This is a genomic window from Vreelandella venusta (assembly GCF_007989605.1).
Lineage (GTDB): Bacteria > Pseudomonadota > Gammaproteobacteria > Pseudomonadales > Halomonadaceae > Vreelandella > Vreelandella venusta.
The window spans coordinates 82,229-97,655 of the sequence record NZ_BJUL01000007.1; the positions used below are offsets into that span (position 1 = coordinate 82,229).

At 51.3% G+C, this 15,427-nt stretch carries 13 protein-coding genes; 3 read left to right on the forward strand and 10 right to left on the reverse strand.

The annotated features are described in order from the left end of the window. The first annotated feature begins 1 nt into the window (after position 1). Positions 2–1,126, forward strand: a complete 1,125-nt coding sequence (locus HVE01_RS09660) for a L,D-transpeptidase family protein (protein ID WP_146943798.1) — start codon at positions 2–4, stop codon at positions 1,124–1,126. Positions 1,127–1,214: 88 nt separating this feature from the next. Here HVE01_RS09660 and HVE01_RS09665 read toward each other — a convergent pair whose 3' ends face one another. From HVE01_RS09665 to HVE01_RS09685, 5 genes are all read right to left on the reverse strand, one after another. After that, positions 1,215–1,478, reverse strand: a complete 264-nt coding sequence (locus HVE01_RS09665; RefSeq protein WP_009723517.1) for an Lpp/OprI family alanine-zipper lipoprotein — start codon at positions 1,476–1,478, stop codon at positions 1,215–1,217. Between the two features lie 222 nt (positions 1,479–1,700). After that, on the reverse strand, positions 1,701–2,333 hold the full coding sequence (locus HVE01_RS09670) for a L,D-transpeptidase family protein (protein WP_146943800.1): 633 nt from the start codon (positions 2,331–2,333) through the stop codon (positions 1,701–1,703). A 154-nt stretch (positions 2,334–2,487) separates the two neighbouring features. After that, entirely contained in the window at positions 2,488–2,949 is a 462-nt protein-coding gene (locus HVE01_RS09675) for a DUF6586 family protein (RefSeq protein WP_125747329.1), read from the reverse strand. Next, positions 2,946–5,573 (reverse strand): type I DNA topoisomerase, encoded by a 2,628-nt coding sequence (topA, locus tag HVE01_RS09680; protein ID WP_125747327.1) that lies wholly within the window; start codon positions 5,571–5,573, stop codon positions 2,946–2,948. The genes HVE01_RS09675 and topA overlap by 4 nt, the downstream gene beginning before the upstream one ends. 303 nt (positions 5,574–5,876) lie before the next feature. After that, positions 5,877–8,414, reverse strand: a complete 2,538-nt coding sequence (locus HVE01_RS09685) for a DUF3141 domain-containing protein (protein WP_146943802.1) — start codon at positions 8,412–8,414, stop codon at positions 5,877–5,879. Between the two features lie 227 nt (positions 8,415–8,641). On the opposite strand from HVE01_RS09685, the gene HVE01_RS09690 reads away from it, so the two are divergent. Together HVE01_RS09690 and lipA are read left to right on the forward strand one after the other, a co-directional pair. Further along, positions 8,642–9,628, forward strand: coding sequence for a LysR family transcriptional regulator (locus HVE01_RS09690; RefSeq protein WP_146943804.1), 987 nt, complete (start codon positions 8,642–8,644; stop codon positions 9,626–9,628). A gap of 248 nt (positions 9,629–9,876) precedes the next feature. After that, a complete protein-coding gene (gene lipA / locus HVE01_RS09695; RefSeq protein WP_146943806.1) occupies positions 9,877–10,935 on the forward strand; it encodes a lipoyl synthase in 1,059 nt (352 codons plus the stop codon). Between the two features lie 114 nt (positions 10,936–11,049). Here lipA and lipB read toward each other — a convergent pair whose 3' ends face one another. The 5 genes from lipB to mltB all read right to left on the reverse strand — a co-directional run bounded on the left by lipB (position 11,050) and on the right by mltB (position 15,422). Next, positions 11,050–11,709: a lipoyl(octanoyl) transferase LipB gene (gene lipB, locus HVE01_RS09700; RefSeq protein ID WP_125747319.1), complete on the reverse strand. Its 660-nt coding sequence runs from the start codon at positions 11,707–11,709 to the stop codon at positions 11,050–11,052. Positions 11,710–11,711: 2 nt separating this feature from the next. Further along, complete coding sequence (locus HVE01_RS09705) at positions 11,712–12,023, reverse strand: HP0495 family protein (protein ID WP_125747317.1); 312 nt, start codon at positions 12,021–12,023, stop codon at positions 11,712–11,714. A gap of 136 nt (positions 12,024–12,159) precedes the next feature. Continuing rightward, the gene (locus HVE01_RS09710; RefSeq protein ID WP_146943808.1) at positions 12,160–13,359 is read right to left on the reverse strand and encodes a D-alanyl-D-alanine carboxypeptidase family protein; all 1,200 of its coding nucleotides are present in this window, start codon (positions 13,357–13,359) and stop codon (positions 12,160–12,162) included. Positions 13,360–13,428: 69 nt separating this feature from the next. Beyond that, positions 13,429–14,403 (reverse strand): septal ring lytic transglycosylase RlpA family protein, encoded by a 975-nt coding sequence (locus HVE01_RS09715; protein WP_146943810.1) that lies wholly within the window; start codon positions 14,401–14,403, stop codon positions 13,429–13,431. 2 nt (positions 14,404–14,405) lie between these two features. Further along, positions 14,406–15,422, reverse strand: coding sequence for a lytic murein transglycosylase B (gene mltB / locus HVE01_RS09720; protein WP_125747312.1), 1,017 nt, complete (start codon positions 15,420–15,422; stop codon positions 14,406–14,408). Between the last annotated feature and the right edge of the window lie 5 nt (positions 15,423–15,427).

The following is a 15,427-nucleotide window of genomic DNA, read 5'->3' on the forward strand; positions in this document are numbered from 1 at the left end:
CATGAATATTCGTAAGCTATATAACGCCTGGGGCCCGACAAGCTTAGCTGTCTTACTGACAGCAAGTCTCTCCACCCCCATTTATGCACAGCAGTCAACTGACGCGGCTGAAAGCGCTGCCTCTCCTTCAGAAGAGACGCTGACCAGCGCTGACCAACCCGCAGAGCAAAGAGAACTCCCCCGCGGCCATTTTCGCCTTCCTGAAGAAGGCGACATTATTGGAGAACACTACACCGTCGTCGTAGAAGACCCTGAAGATACTCTCATCGATATCGCACGACGCCATAACATTGGCTACGAAGAGATTCGTATGGCCAACCCAGGCGTCAGCATGTGGGTACCTGGGGAAGGCACAGAAATCGTTATACCGGCGCGCTATATTTTACCCCCCGCCCCCCGCGAAGGCGTGGTGGTAAACCTGTCTGAACTGCGGCTTTATTATTATCCAGCTGACAATCCCGGCATTGTTGAAACCTATCCTGTCAGTGTTGGCCGTGAGGAATTTGCTACACCGGTCGGCATTACCCGCACGACAGTGAAGGTAAAAGATCCTGCCTGGGCGCCGCCAGCCTCTATGCGTCGCGAAGCCGCTGCACGTGGCGAGCCAGCACCTTCTATTGTGCCTGCCGGCCCCAACAATCCACTGGGGCGTCACGCTATATTGCTGGCGATGCCTAGCTACCTGATTCATGGCACCAACCGCCCTGAAGGCGTGGGCATGCGAGTTAGCCGCGGCTGCATTCGCATGTACCCTGAAGATATTGAGTCGCTCTATGAGCGCATGCCTAGCGGCACGCAGGTTAACTTGATGGATGCACCGTTTAAAGCAGGCTGGGCAGCAGACGGCACACTATTCGTTCAGTCTTACCCTCAGCTTGAAGAAAACGTTGGCGATTTTGAGCCACTACTCAACGCCATCGAACGAGTAAGCGAACTTGCTGAAGACCAAGCAGAAATTGACTATGCCCAGGTAAAACTTGCGGTGGAAAACCCGGATGGTCGTCTTATAGCGCTTTATGGCCCCCAGGCACCAGCGCCAACGCCTACTGAAGAGCCTGTCGAGCTTGATGGATTATTCGAAGAAATTGAGCTCACCACAGCGACACAAGCCGAGGAAGAGGCATAACCTTAGTCAAAATAAAAAACCCCGCCGAGGCGGGGTTTTTTTACATCTACAGCAACTCTAAGTTATAACACTTAGAGCCCAGGCAGAATTACTTCTGCATGGAACGCTGGAACATGCGGTTCATTTCTTCACGGTTCTGCTGAGACATCTGCAGAGCAGCTTGCGCGTCGCGCTGAGCTTGGTTAGCAGTGTTCATTGCTTGTGAAGCCATGCTACGTGCTTCTGCGGCATCAGCCTGTGCAGATTCAGCAGTCATGCGAACTTCTTCCAGGGCGCTGGTAGAAGCACAGCCAGCCAGAATTGCCAGAGAAGCGGCAGCGGCAGTCATCTTCAGAGCAGTCTTCAGAGTCATAATGTTCTCCTTGAGTCTTCCTTGGGTACAACGTTAAGGGTATGACAAATTTAAGGCTAAAGCGTTAGCTCAATTTTGTCTACCTGCGGTGCAGGTTCTTTACAGCGACTTGTACCATGGCATTACACCAATGCACGCAAGTCAAACGCTGTTTTATAATAGACCACAGCGCTTGTCTATAGCCACGTATTTAAAACCTTTAACTTCCTTCAGCGACATAGCCTATCGGATCACTACGCGAGTGCCAACACCTACCAGCGATGCAACACGCTCAATTTGCTCGTTGGTGACAGCAACACAACCCTGAGTCCAGTGGAAACGGCCATGAATATCTGGATCACCCTCACCAATGCCATGTATGCCAATGGCGCCGCCCAGCGCCGTATTCTGAGGCGGTGAGCCGTGACGCTGATAGTGATCAAAATAAGCATCGTAATCTGCTTGGGAATAAATGCCTTTTTCGAGCGCCATTCGCGCATGAGGTGGCGTAGGATAGTCGATACCAATAAAAATATGCCACTGACTTTCGTAATTAAATCGATTAATTCGAAACTCACCAAGCGGTGTCACGTTATCACCACGGACACGCTGGGTTTTCGCCCCGCCTCGCCCAAGGGATATGGGCGCGTAGTGCTCAACCAATGCATTACCACGGTAGACACTCAACGTGGCGTCTTTGTCATCAATTAACACCCATAGTTCATTACTGTGACGCGGAATACTCGCACGCGAAAGAAGCGTCTCAACCAGATCTGTGGGTTCATAATTATTTAAGGCACCGGAAGCTGCTGCACTGGCCACAGCAGGCCAGCCCAGCGCCAACGCTAAAAAACGGCGACGATCTACAGGCATCATTATCGCTCTCTATACAGGCCAGCATCACCAGCCAACAAAGCATTTGTGGAAGTTGTTATACCTTATTCTCACACCAAATGTCAGCGCTTTCAAAAAAGCCCAATCACCCAGCAATAATTCTACGTAAACATGATGCCAAACAGCTCGCCATGCATTACCACTCTTGGCTAGTTTCACGTAACGCTGCAATATCTCGCTTTGCAGCATGAAGGTTAACTAACAGCTGGTCAGCAACACTCTCTTGACTGCCGACAGCAATCATTGAGGGGTTCTGTACGGTGCGCTTACTGACCCCTTCGTCACTGTGCAGCTTCTCAACGTGTCCTATCAACCAGTGCAACCAGCTATCCGGCTGGTGCAACAAATCTCTTAAGCGTTGCAGTTCAGCAACGGCGGGGCCTTGCTCATTAAGGAGCACTTGCCAGCCATGCTCGTTAAGACGTGCATGCTCGGTCACTTCTTTGAGCAGCGAATTTAATGCCAGTTCAAAGAGCGCCAAAGCGCTCTCTTCAATCGCCATTTGACGAGCCTGAGCATGTTCGTCATCACCTGTTGGAAGACCAACCAAAAGCTCAGCCTGATAAAGCAGTTGGTTGGTACGAGAACGTGGGCTCACTTGCGTTTATCCTCCACGTGCCACTTACCCGCCTCAAACGTCGCTTTCCAGCCGGTTGCTTTGCCTTCTTCATCGGTCATCACGTACTGCTCTTTATTTTTCCGTGAATAGCGAATTTGCGCAGGACGGCCATCCGGGTCTTCGCTGGGCGCCTTTAAGATAAAGTGATACTTTTCCGGCAGTTCGTCGGCGTGGGCTTTTAACTCTTTTACCAGCGGTGGACGAGTTTCACGGTTTTTAGGGAACTTGCTGGCCGCTAAGAACAAGCCGCTGGCACCATCGCGAAGTACGTAGTGATCTTCTACCTTCTGGCAGGCCAGCTCCGGCATGGGAATGGGGTCCATTTTGGGCGGTGCCACTTCACCACTACGAAGCAACTTGCGGGTGTTTTTACATTCACTGTTGGTGCAGCCGAAATATTTGCCGAATCGGCCTGACTTAAGCTGCATCTCAGAACCACACTTATCACATTCGATAATAGGGCCGTCGTAGCCTTTAATTTTAAACTTGCCCGCTTCCACCTCATAACCATCACAATCAGGGCTATTGCCGCAAATATGCAGTTTACGCCCCTCATCGATGAGGTAGTTATCCATGGCAGTTCCACACTTCTGGCAACGACGCTTGGCACGGAGTGCGTTGGTTTCTGCTTCTTCGCCCGCATCTTCTGCAACAGCTTCTTCACCAGGAATTAAATCAATGGTGGTTTTACAGCGCTCTTTGGGCGGCAAGTTATAACCACTGCAACCCAAGAATACACCGGTGGAGGCCGTCCGAATCTGCATTTTACGGCCGCAGCTTGGGCAATCAATATCGGTAGGAACTGGCTGATTAGGGCGCATTCCTTCGTCGCTCTCGGCTTTGCTAAGCTCCTGGCTGAATTCACCATAGAAAGCATCGAGCAAGGCTTGCCAGTTACGCTCACCTTCCGCAACTTCATCCAGGCTATCTTCCATTCGAGCCGTGAACGAATAATCCATCAAATCGGGGAAAGACTCTTTCAGTCGTTCGGTGACAATATCACCCAGCTTTTCAGCGTAGAAGCGGCGATTTTCAAGCTTTACATAGCCACGATCCTGAATCGTGGAAATGATGGCAGCATAGGTAGAAGGACGGCCAATGCCCTGCTTTTCGAGCTCTTTTACTAAGCTGGCTTCCGTGTAACGCGGAGCCGGCTTGGTAAAGTGCTGTTGAGGGTCAAGCTTTTCAAGCGCCATCGCCGTACCCTTCGGTAAATCAGGCAGGCTTTGGTCTTCATTTTTACCCGATGGCTTCATCACCCGCGTGTAACCATCAAACTTGAGCACTCGTCCTTTGGCGCGCAAGTCGTAGCCATCAACCTCAACGCTCAGCGTACTGGAAAGGTACTCAGCAGGCGTCATCTGACAGGCCACAAATTGACGCCAAATCAGCTCGTAGAGGCGCTCTGCGTCGCGCTCCATACCAGAGAGATCGCTTGCCTTGCGCTCAACGCTAGAGGGCCTGATCGCCTCGTGGGCTTCCTGGGCGCTCTCTTTACTGCTGTAGCGATTAGCAGACTCTGGCAAATAGCGTGCACCGTACTCATCACCAATAAACGAGCGAACACTCTCTACCGCATCCTTTGAAAGATTGGTGGAGTCGGTACGCATGTAGGTAATGTAGCCAGCCTCGTAGAGGCGCTGGGCCATGGTCATGGTTTTCTTAACAGAGAACCCTAACCGACCACTGGCAGCCTGCTGCAACGTTGAGGTAATAAACGGCGCGGTAGGTTTGGAGCTTGTCGGTTTGTCTTCACGGGAGGTAATCGCAAGCTTGGCTTTGCGCAGTTGCTCAATGCGTGCCAGCGTGTCCTTTTCAGAGGTAGGACGGAAAGGTTTGCCATCCTGACGCACCAACGCAAACCTGACTAGCTCACCCTCTGGAGAAGCGAGATCTGCATGGACATCCCAAAACTCTTCAGGAATAAACGCACGAATTTCTCGTTCACGCTCAACGATCAGGCGAACCGCGACCGACTGAACACGGCCTGCTGATAAGCCCCGGGCAATCTTGGCCCACAGCAACGGTGAAAGCATAAAACCAACAACACGGTCTAAGAAGCGGCGCGCTTGCTGAGCTTCCACCCGGGGAATATTTAGCGCCCCTGGCGACTTAAACGCATCCTGAATGGCATTTTTGGTTATTTCATTAAATACAACGCGCTTATAGCGGCTGTCATCACCACCAATCGTTTCGCGCAAATGCCAGGCAATTGCTTCCCCTTCGCGGTCCAAATCCGTTGCGAGATAAACAGCATCCGCTTTTTCAGCCAGCTTCTTTAATTCAGAGACGACTTTTTCTTTACCAGGGAGCACTTCATAGCGCGCTTCCCAGCCGTTATCCGGGTCGATGCCCATCCGCCGAATTAACTGATCATGGGCCTTACGTTTTTTATACTCTGCTTTCTCTTCCGCCGACATCTTGCGTGTTGCCGCAGCCTGGCGAGCGCGCTCCTTCGGGTCGGAGGCTGCCTTACCTGAGCCGCTGGTCGGCAGGTCACGGATGTGACCCACGCTCGACTTGACGATGAAATCGTTGCCGAGATACTTATTGATCGTCTTCGCTTTCGCAGGCGACTCGACGATGACCAGTGACTTGCCCATAGTGCTCCACTTTCCTAATGCTCAGGCGCTATCGCCTATGCTCTGAATACGTTGTCGCCTGTCGTTATCACTTGACGACCATGAGAAAAATGCGCCTACCCTACCCCAGGCCCGCAACAAGCGCCAGTAACAAGCGACGCATAAGTAACAAACTATTGCGGAACCACGAGGTGTCTATCCGTATTATTTTTCATAATGAAGTAGCTAGACACTAGACTGCCAATACGCAGACGGCAACCCAAAATAAGCAAACAAAAAAACGCCCCTGTATCAAAACAGGGGCGTAGACAAACGTTACAACACTTAGCGCTTGCGCGGTGGCTTCCTACGCGACGCCGCTCTCGGCTGAGGCTTGTTTGCTTCTTTAGCTGCATCTGCTGCTACATTATTAGAAGCAGGCACCGTTTCGGTAGCAGCACGCTGGGTAGTATCCTTTTCCGTCGATACTTTCTCTGTCGACACGCTTTCAGCTGGAGCGCTTGCAGCGGTTTGCGTATCAATAGCCGCCTTCTGGTCACCTGCTTGCTTAGTGTCAGTAGCTGGTTCGCTCAAGGCTTTTTGTTGAGTAGCTTTTGGTTGAGTAGCTTGCTGCGGCCTCGCCTGATCAAACAGTGTCTTCACCTGTTCAAAACGCTCTGCTGCGTGCTCGGACAACTCACCACTTGCGGCGAACACATGCTCAAGGTGTTCAATATGACCATCGATGTCACTGCTGCTTTGCCCTTTTAATAGCTCGGGCAATGACGATAGCGCTCGCTCACGATCTAATTTCAAGATAAAGAACTGGTCACGCACCAAACGCTTAAATTCACTCAAGGTTGAACCAGGCTCTAGCTCAGCACGGGAAGCACGTAACCGTTTAAAATTGCGCTCATCGGTCGCTGGCGTTCCGCCTAACACATAGATAACCGACCGCATGACCGCCTCGTGGGGGCCACCCTTAGCTATGTTATTGCGCAGCTCATTTTTGCGGTTTTCAACAAAACGTTGGTGCTCTGGCTCAGCTCCAGGACGACGACGATGCACATGGGCATCGCCATACAAACCTACCGCTGCTTGTAATAGAGGCTGCCCGTATATGTCCATAAACAGCCGCTCTATCGTGCTATCGCGCAAATCACGCACGGCATTTAGGTTGGCGACGATTTGATCAGAGCACATCGTTTCTAATGCTTTGAAAACATTATCTTGCCCCACTGGCTGACGATGACTGCGCACTGCTTCAGCCATCACCGGCAACGGAACCGTTAGCGGATTACGATCAGATAGAAGCTTGTAGCCTAACCGGATAGGATGCATACGACGAATCCAGCGTGCGGCCTCTGGCGTCATCACAGCCTGCACCCAGGGTTGAACGTACAACCGATAGAAACCAAGATTGATCTCAGAAATACGTGCAACCGTTGCAAACCGGCGATCATCCTCTGGGATATGCATTACATCCTGATCCAGCTCCTCGAAATTACGCGATGTAAACTCAAGCAAATAATCACGCTCAAGCAACTCCGCATCATCTCGCTCACTGGCATGCGAGACTGTTGTCTCATACAGTCCAGGCGGCATAACGTCGATATAATCCATGTTAGCCGTGAACTCAGCATGCTCCTTGCGCGACACGCTACCGGAAACAAAAATCCCTAAGTGCCCTGTTGTATCGTGCATGCAGTACACGATCGTCTGTTCGTTGGCGATGATATCTTCTTCGCCTTCATATAAATCACGAATCCAACCCAGCGCCTGAGGCGGCGGAGTTATATCGTCACCACGCGAACAGAACACAACAACAGGTGAGCGCACATTGCGCAGATCAATACGGCGACCATCGCGGGTCACTAGCTGAGCCGTCGAGAGGCGATTACCAACAAATAGGTTATCGACAATATATTGAATCTCTTGGCCACCTAACACAACGTGACCACCCCACCAGCGCTCGAACTCTAAATAGCGCTTGGACTCGGTATCGATGTTGTCATACAGGTGGTACTGCTTTTTCCAGTAGGTATTAGCTGGGTTGAGGCGTTCGAAGTTCTGTACTAACCAAGCACCATCAAACAGGCCGTTACCAATGTCGCTAGTTAAAGCAGTAATCCAGCTTCCTCCGGTCATGCCACCGGTGTAGCGCATGGGCGCTTTACCGTGCTCCCCGGCCCAGTAAGACAGTGGCGCACCGGCAATAAGAATCGGACCGAACACATCCGGCTCAAGTGCCGCGGCCATCATTATTTGCCAACCCGCCTGGCAGTTACCCACTACCATTGGTTTTTCAGCTGTTTCCGGATGTAGAGCGATAACATGACGCAAAAACGCGATTTCCGCTTCTACCACATCCTCAACGGTTTGACCCGGCTCGGGAAAAGGCAAAAAACCAATAAAATAGCAGGGGTGACCAGCCTTTAGAGCAACACCAAGCTCACTGTCAGGCTTGAATCCGCCAATACCAGGGCCATGACCTGCCCTGGGGTCTACGACAACAAACGGTCGTTTTGCAGGATCGATTTGAATATGGCTGGGAGGAAGAACTCTCAGCAGCTCATAATTGGTTGGATGTGGAAGCGTGCGTCCATCAATAAGCACCTCTGTATCAAACCCAAGCACGTTCGGCTTAGTTTGCTCCATATGCTCAAGATACTGATTTCCGCGTTCGCGCATAACATCCCAATACAGGACGCTACGCTCAATACTGTCACGCCAATAGCCAGCTGCAGCCCGTCCGAATCCGAACGGATCTACCATGCTAGTAAAGGCCTCGCCGACCGGGAATGGAGCTATTTGATCAGACGCTCCTGGCCACAGGTTTTTCAGCGGGCTGCCCGGCAGCAAAGGATGAGCGAGAAAGTTCATAAATTCTCCCATTGGGCCGATGCAAAGCATCCGTCCCGAAACGTTGTTGCTGCAATGCAATATAGTTTAGGCCACTCGCTGCATAACGTCGATGCTTACCTTTGCAAATTCATCATTGTTGTCATAAAGACGCCGCACATCATCGGTGGTAGCATTTCCAACATAATGTTGAGATTTTGTTTTGTGGCACTTTCTATTCTTCGGAGGGTGTATACCTAGAGGTTGTTATGTCATCCCTTACACTACTCAATCGTTTGACCTTCCGACAATTACAGGTATTCCAGGCAGTCCACCGCCAGCGCTCCTACTCGCGCGCAGCCGAGCAGCTAGGGCTTACACAACCTGCCGTTAGCGCACAAATACGCCAGCTAGAACTCGCCCTTGGTCAACCACTGTTTAAATATGCCGGTAAAACGCTTCACGTGCTACCTGCCGCGGATACCCTAGCGCTCTCAACACGTGAAATTTTCGGACAGCTCTCTAGACTGCAAATGAATCTCTCAGAGATTAATGGCAGCATTAGCGGTGAGCTAAACATCGCGGCAGTCTCCTCCGCCCAATATGTGGTGCCTTATTTATTAGCGCGGTTTCGAGCACGCTATCCCGACGTTCGTATTCGTCTAAAGGTATGCAACCGCAGTCAAGCGCTTGAAAGACTGGCAGAACAAAAAGATGATGTCGTGATTATGGCCATGGTGCCTGAAGACGACGATTTAGTAGTCATGCCCATTCTTGAAAATGAACTTATCGCTCTCGTATGGCCAGACCACCCACTGCTTCACATGAAAGCCCCCACACTAGCCGACTTTGCGCGCCATTATGTCTTGATGCGTGAGCCAGGCTCCGGGGTGCGCATCGCCTTTGAGCAACTGGCTGTTGATCAAGAAATCGGTCTTCCCCACCGCATTGAATTAGGCACTAATGAAGCCATCAAGCAAGGCGTTATGGCCCACCTAGGCGTTGCCGTTTTGCCCCGTTTAGCGGTTCAGCTAGAACTAGAGCAAGGGCTATTATCAGCACTCCCTTTGCCCAACTTTCCCATTCGGCGCTCGTGGTGCACGGTGTATCGTCGCGATCATTTTCCGACACCAGTCGCGGATCTTTTTTTACGCTTCACCCGGGAACACCTGCCAGATTTTGGTCGGCATTTTCAAGCTCCCTCTAGCCCACTGCCCAGCCACGGCGTTTCCTGCCTACCTTTACTATCGATATAGCGGGTCATCGGCTAGCTAGGCTGCCTGTTTAGCGGTTCGATGAAGGAGGCTTAGTGTCTTGTTAACCAACAGATATGTTACATTAGTCTACTACCTACGTATCATTCAGAATCTTCAGGATTTGGCATGTATTCGCGCAGGCGATCCAACTGTCAACGCCATGGCATATAAACGCCATCGCAAGAGCATATGGTTAGACGCCACGACGTTTGGGCATTGCCTGCCGCACAGTAGAGAGGCTCTTTCCTATGAGCAATAACCCAACAACGCGCGTCCCTAGCGGCGAAAAATTCCGCAATGAGCATGGCATGTCGGTCATTAAAGACGGCATGAAACAGCGTAAAGCGTCGCCAGACGAAGCGTCTCCCAGCCTTGACCGCAAACCTAAATGGCTGCGCGCACAGATTCCTGGGGGCGAACGCTTCGAAGCCGTCAAAAAGAATGTCTCTACGCACCGTCTTAGCACTGTCTGTGCAGAGTCGCACTGCCCCAATATGGGCGAATGCTGGAGCAATGGCACCGCCACTATTATGTTAATGGGGTCTGTGTGCACACGTGCCTGCCGTTTCTGCGCAGTGGACACAGGCAACCCAAAAGGCTGGCTGGATCTAGAAGAGCCGGAGAACACCGCAAAATCGGTCGAGCTGATGGGGCTGCGCTACATCGTATTGACCTCCGTTGACCGAGACGATTTGGACGACGGCGGCGCCACGCACTACGCCAACTGCATTAAAGCTATTAAATCTCGCACGCCGGAAGTGGTTGTAGAGGCTTTAACACCCGATTTTGACGCTGATACAGCTGCCATTGAGCGGGTAGTTGATTCGGGATTGGAAGTGTTTGCACAGAATGTAGAGACGGTAGAGCGGCTAACCAGTAAAGTGCGCGACCCACGTGCAGGTTATCGCAAAACGCTAAATGTCTTAGCACATGCCAAGCAGTATCGTCCCGATATAATTACCAAAACAAGCTTGATGCTTGGATTAGGCGAGACGGACGAAGAGATTCTTAAGACCTTTGATGACCTGAGAGAGATTGGCGTTGATATCGTGACGCTTGGGCAATATTTGCGCCCAACCAAAAACCATCTAGCCGTAGAGCGCTGGGTCACCCCAGAAGAGTTTGATCGCTATCGCGTGCTTGGCCTCGAAAAAGGCTTTATGGAGGTGCCGTCTGGGCCGCTAGTACGCTCTAGCTATCGCGCTGACCGTGTTTTTGAGAAAAACAACCTTGGCCTCGCGTCGCCTGCTGCGGTTCCAGGCCATGAGCCTGATGCTAACCGTATTCCTGCGTTTAATGTTGGATAAAGCGTCTAGGCTAGCGGCCTTTTATTGACTATTTTGGCTAGCTCTATTCATTCACTATCTGCACGCAATTGGCACGGCTAATTCAGTTACCACAGTGCCTTGCGTGCAGATAGCTCATGGTTTGATAGGCGATACCGCTACCAACTGACGATCCAACCGCCGGGCTAGTGCAGACGCTAGTTGATCACCGACCTGGTGAACGGCAGGCAGCGCCACTAAATCAGCCAATCGCGTTACCTGCATACCCGCATAGCCACAGGGATTGATACGCCCGAAGGGAGATAAGTCGCCATCTACGTTTAGTGCAACCCCGTGATAACTTGCCCCCCGCCGAATTCTTAACCCAAGCGAGGCGATCTTCGCTTCACCTTGCAGCGTATCAACATAGACGCCAGGTGCATCTGGCTTCGCCCAGGCAGAAACGCCATAAAGCGCAAGTACGTCAATCACTGAATTTTCGAGCGCAGTTACTAGCTGACGAACCCCGATCTTGCCACGGCGAACGTCCAGCAATGGATATAACACAACTTGACCTGGACCATGGTAGGTTACCTGCCCTCCACGATCCGCTTTCACCACAGGGATATCACCAGGCATTAACACATGCTCTGGTTTGCCTGCCTGACCTTGAGTAAAAACGGGATCATGCTCAACTAGCCAGAATTGATCAGGCGTTGTCTCGTCCCGCGTATCAGTGAGTTCGCGCATCGCGCTCCACACCGGCAAATAGGCACGATGGCCAAGCTGGTGCAGCTCAATAAGTTGACTAGCCAAGGTTACACCACCATGTGTACGCGACCTGTCGCCTTCAAGTCATCGAACAGCTGTCGCAGCTGATGCTCGCCAGTGGCCACAATAGTGACACGCACAGATTGAAAACGTCCGTTACGGCTGTCGACGACCTGAAGTGACGTCTCATCAAATTCCGGAGAATGTTTAACAATCACCTGACACACACAGGCTGGAAAATCCTCAGCGGCGTCGCCAACAACTTTCAATGAGTAATCGCAGGGAAAAGTGATTTTAGGTGGCTCATTGACTTGAGGCTGACGTAAATCTCTTAGCCCATTTTTCGCGCCTTTTTTCATAGCTCACCTTTACACGCAATATAGTGATATTTTTGCTCAGGGTACGAATACAGTAAAGCCTTATAAGATTAGTAGCTTAAGCGCAAAAAATTAGAAATCCTGCGCTTAAGCTCGCAGCTACTAATCGGTAAAGCTACTAATCAGTAAAGCTACTCAACAAACCACTGAAGAAACGCCTTACTTGGTCAAATAGGCGCTTAAACAAGCCACCCTCTTCAACACTTTCTAGTGCCACTAGCTGGCGCTCGCCGACCATTTCTTCGCCTAAATATACTTCTAGCGTACCGACATCATCACCTACGGCGATCGGTGCTTGAAGATCCTCATCCAGGTTCAAGCGAGCACGCAACTCTTCGTTGCGGTTGCGCGGAAGCGTCATAAATACTTCGCCGTCAACGCCAACACGCAGTTCATTGATATCTCCCCCCCAAACACGCGGCGTTGCAAGCACTGCACCACGCTCATAGAGCTTCATCGTTTCATAGAAGCGGAAACCGTAACTAAGGAGCTTTTGCGTCTCCTGAGCTCTTGCCTCCTCAGAATTAGTACCCATCACGACTGAAATTAGTCGCATGCCATCACGCTCGGCCGAAGAGACAAGACAGTAACCTGCCTCCGTTGTCCAACCGGTTTTCAGACCATCGACACTCGGGTCACGCCACAGCAAGCGGTTGCGGTTTGTCTGATCGATACCACCAAACGCGAAGTTGCGCTGAGAGTAAATCGTATAGTGCTCGGGGTAATCATTAATAATATGCTGTGACAACAGTGCCATATCACGAGCAGTGGAGTAGTGATTCTCGCCAGGAAGACCTGTCGGGTTTTGGAAATTCGTATTGTGCATCCCTAAGCGCGTAGCATGCTGATTCATCAAATCGGCAAATGGTGCCTCACCACCCGCTAGGTGCTCAGCCATCGCCACGCTAGCATCGTTACCCGATACAATAATAATGCCATGCAGCAGATTATCGACCGAGACCTGGTCGCCTACCTCGATGAACATCTTGGAGCCGCCAGTACGCCAAGCTTTCTCACTGATATTAACCATATCCGTCAAGCTAATTGTACCGCGATCTAACTCACGCTCGACCAGATAGGCGGTCATGAGTTTAGTCAGGCTGGCTGGTGGTAAGCGTTCATCAGAATTATGTTCAGCAAGAATGCGACCGCTGTTGGCATCCATCAGAATCCATGAGCTCGCCGCTAGCTGAGGAGCGGAAGGAATAATCGTTTGCGGCTGTGGTATCACCTGGGCCACGGCCGGTGAAGACACCACAGCAAAAACCGCAAACAAGCAAAGCCCTGCGGTACGGCGAATAGACATCAATACATTCATTTCTTACTTCTCACAACAAAGAAAAAACGTCAACGAAGCACGTTTAATTTAGCTAATAATTGGGGAGAGCTATCTCACGATAAACACTTGTGGAAAGCCCGCCCGACGGAGTTCTTCACGTGCTTGGGTTTCCTGCTTAGGACTCACTGGCCCAACCTGCACACGATGCACGTCTGCATCACTCATCACCCGTACGCTATGCGGCAGCTCACTGACCAAACGTTGCTGCAGCTGCTGGGCTCCTTCTTCACTGCCCAATGCCGCAATTTGTAGATAAATAGCGTCATCTGCTGCCACTGACCGCTGATCAGCCGCATCTCGAACAGGCCGCTCATTCACAGTAGAAGATGGCGAAGGCACCCCATCAACTGGCTGGCGACTTCTACCTTGCTGAGCCAGCCATTGTTCAGGCTCGATCGCCTCGACCCGAACGGATCCCGTACCATTATCTAAAAAGCCTAGCCGTGCAGCCGCTGCATAGGAAAGATCTATTTCACGGTCACTATGAAACGGCCCCCTGTCGTTGACGCGGACAATAACAGATTGACCGCTGTCTAAACTGGTGACACGGGCGAAGGTTGGCAATGGCAGTGAGCGGTGAGCCGCAGACATTTTATACATGTCATAAATCTCACCGTTTGATGTGGCATAGCCATGGAATTTTTCACCGTACCAGGAGGCCGTGCCTTGCTTCACATAGCCCGTTGCATCCGGCAACACATGATAGGTTTCACCCCACACTTCATAACTGGAGCGATTGCCGGAGCGCGATAGCGGTTCTATGCGCGGCTCAGCGTTTGGCACCTTGCTCACATCCGGCGGCTCTAACGGATAGGCATCGCCCGTCATTGCATAGCGCTCTCCCGATGATGCACCACCACTACTTGCTCCACTGCTGGGCGCACCGCTCGTACTCTCAGCAGGCTTACTAGCAGGCTGATTAGCGCTATTTTGTTGAGCTTCATGGCTGGCACAGCCGCTAACCAACGCTATGATGATCACCGCACCACCTATGCCACGAGCCTCAGACAGCACTGTTCTCATAGTTAGCCCTCAACCTGCCGTGCAATCGCCTCTGACAGCTCAGTCACTGCCATCGCATAGAGGTGGCTGTGGTTGTAACGGGTAATAACGTAAAAGTTATACTCCCCCAAGCGATATTGAATACTATCATCGGCAAGCTCGAGCCTTAAAGGCACCACAAGCAGCTCTGAATCCAGCGCATTCTGTGGTTCAATGCCAGCTTCAATCGCTTCAGACACAGTCACTTCAGGCTTACTGGTTTGGTTAATAGGAAGCGTCTCAGGCGCTGAATCAGGGCCATCGGCCTCATGATAAATTGCCCCATCACGCTGCCAACCATGTACCGCAAAGTAGTTCGCCACACTGCCAATAGCATCGACCGGATTCTCCCATAAATCTCGTTTACCATCACCGTCAAAATCGACCGCATAGGCTTGATAACTTGTGGGAATAAACTGGGGATACCCCATTGCGCCGGCATACGAACCATACAGCTCGTCAACCTCAACGCCTTGCTCATGAGCGATTTTCAAAAAAGCCGCCAGTTCGCCGCGAAAAAAACTACCGCGAACAGGATGATTGAAGGCTAATGTTGCTAACGAGTCTAATACGAGGTGGCTGCCTTTATGCTTACCGTAATAGGTTTCAACACCAATAATGGCAGCAATGATCTCTGGCGGGACACCATACACGTCCTCAGCCCGGATAAACGCATCCTCATACTCACTGATGAACTCGGCTCCCTCCTCAATACGTTGCTGGGTTAAAAATATATCCCGATACTCATACCAACGTAAGCGACGTTCAGCCGCGCCTTCCATCGCATCCAAAACAGATTGGCTAAAGTTGGCCTGATTCAGGGCATCAGTTAGCCATTGTCGAGGAATTCCTTGTGCTGTTAACTCGTCAACTAACTGTTGACTACCTTCGTGCTGCTGCGGATCTAAGGGCGACGCGTCATCAGCCCATGCAGCCGTGTAGGAGCACGCCAATAACACAGCTGCCACGCAGCCACTTGCTTTACTTCGGGCCCATTTCATTAACT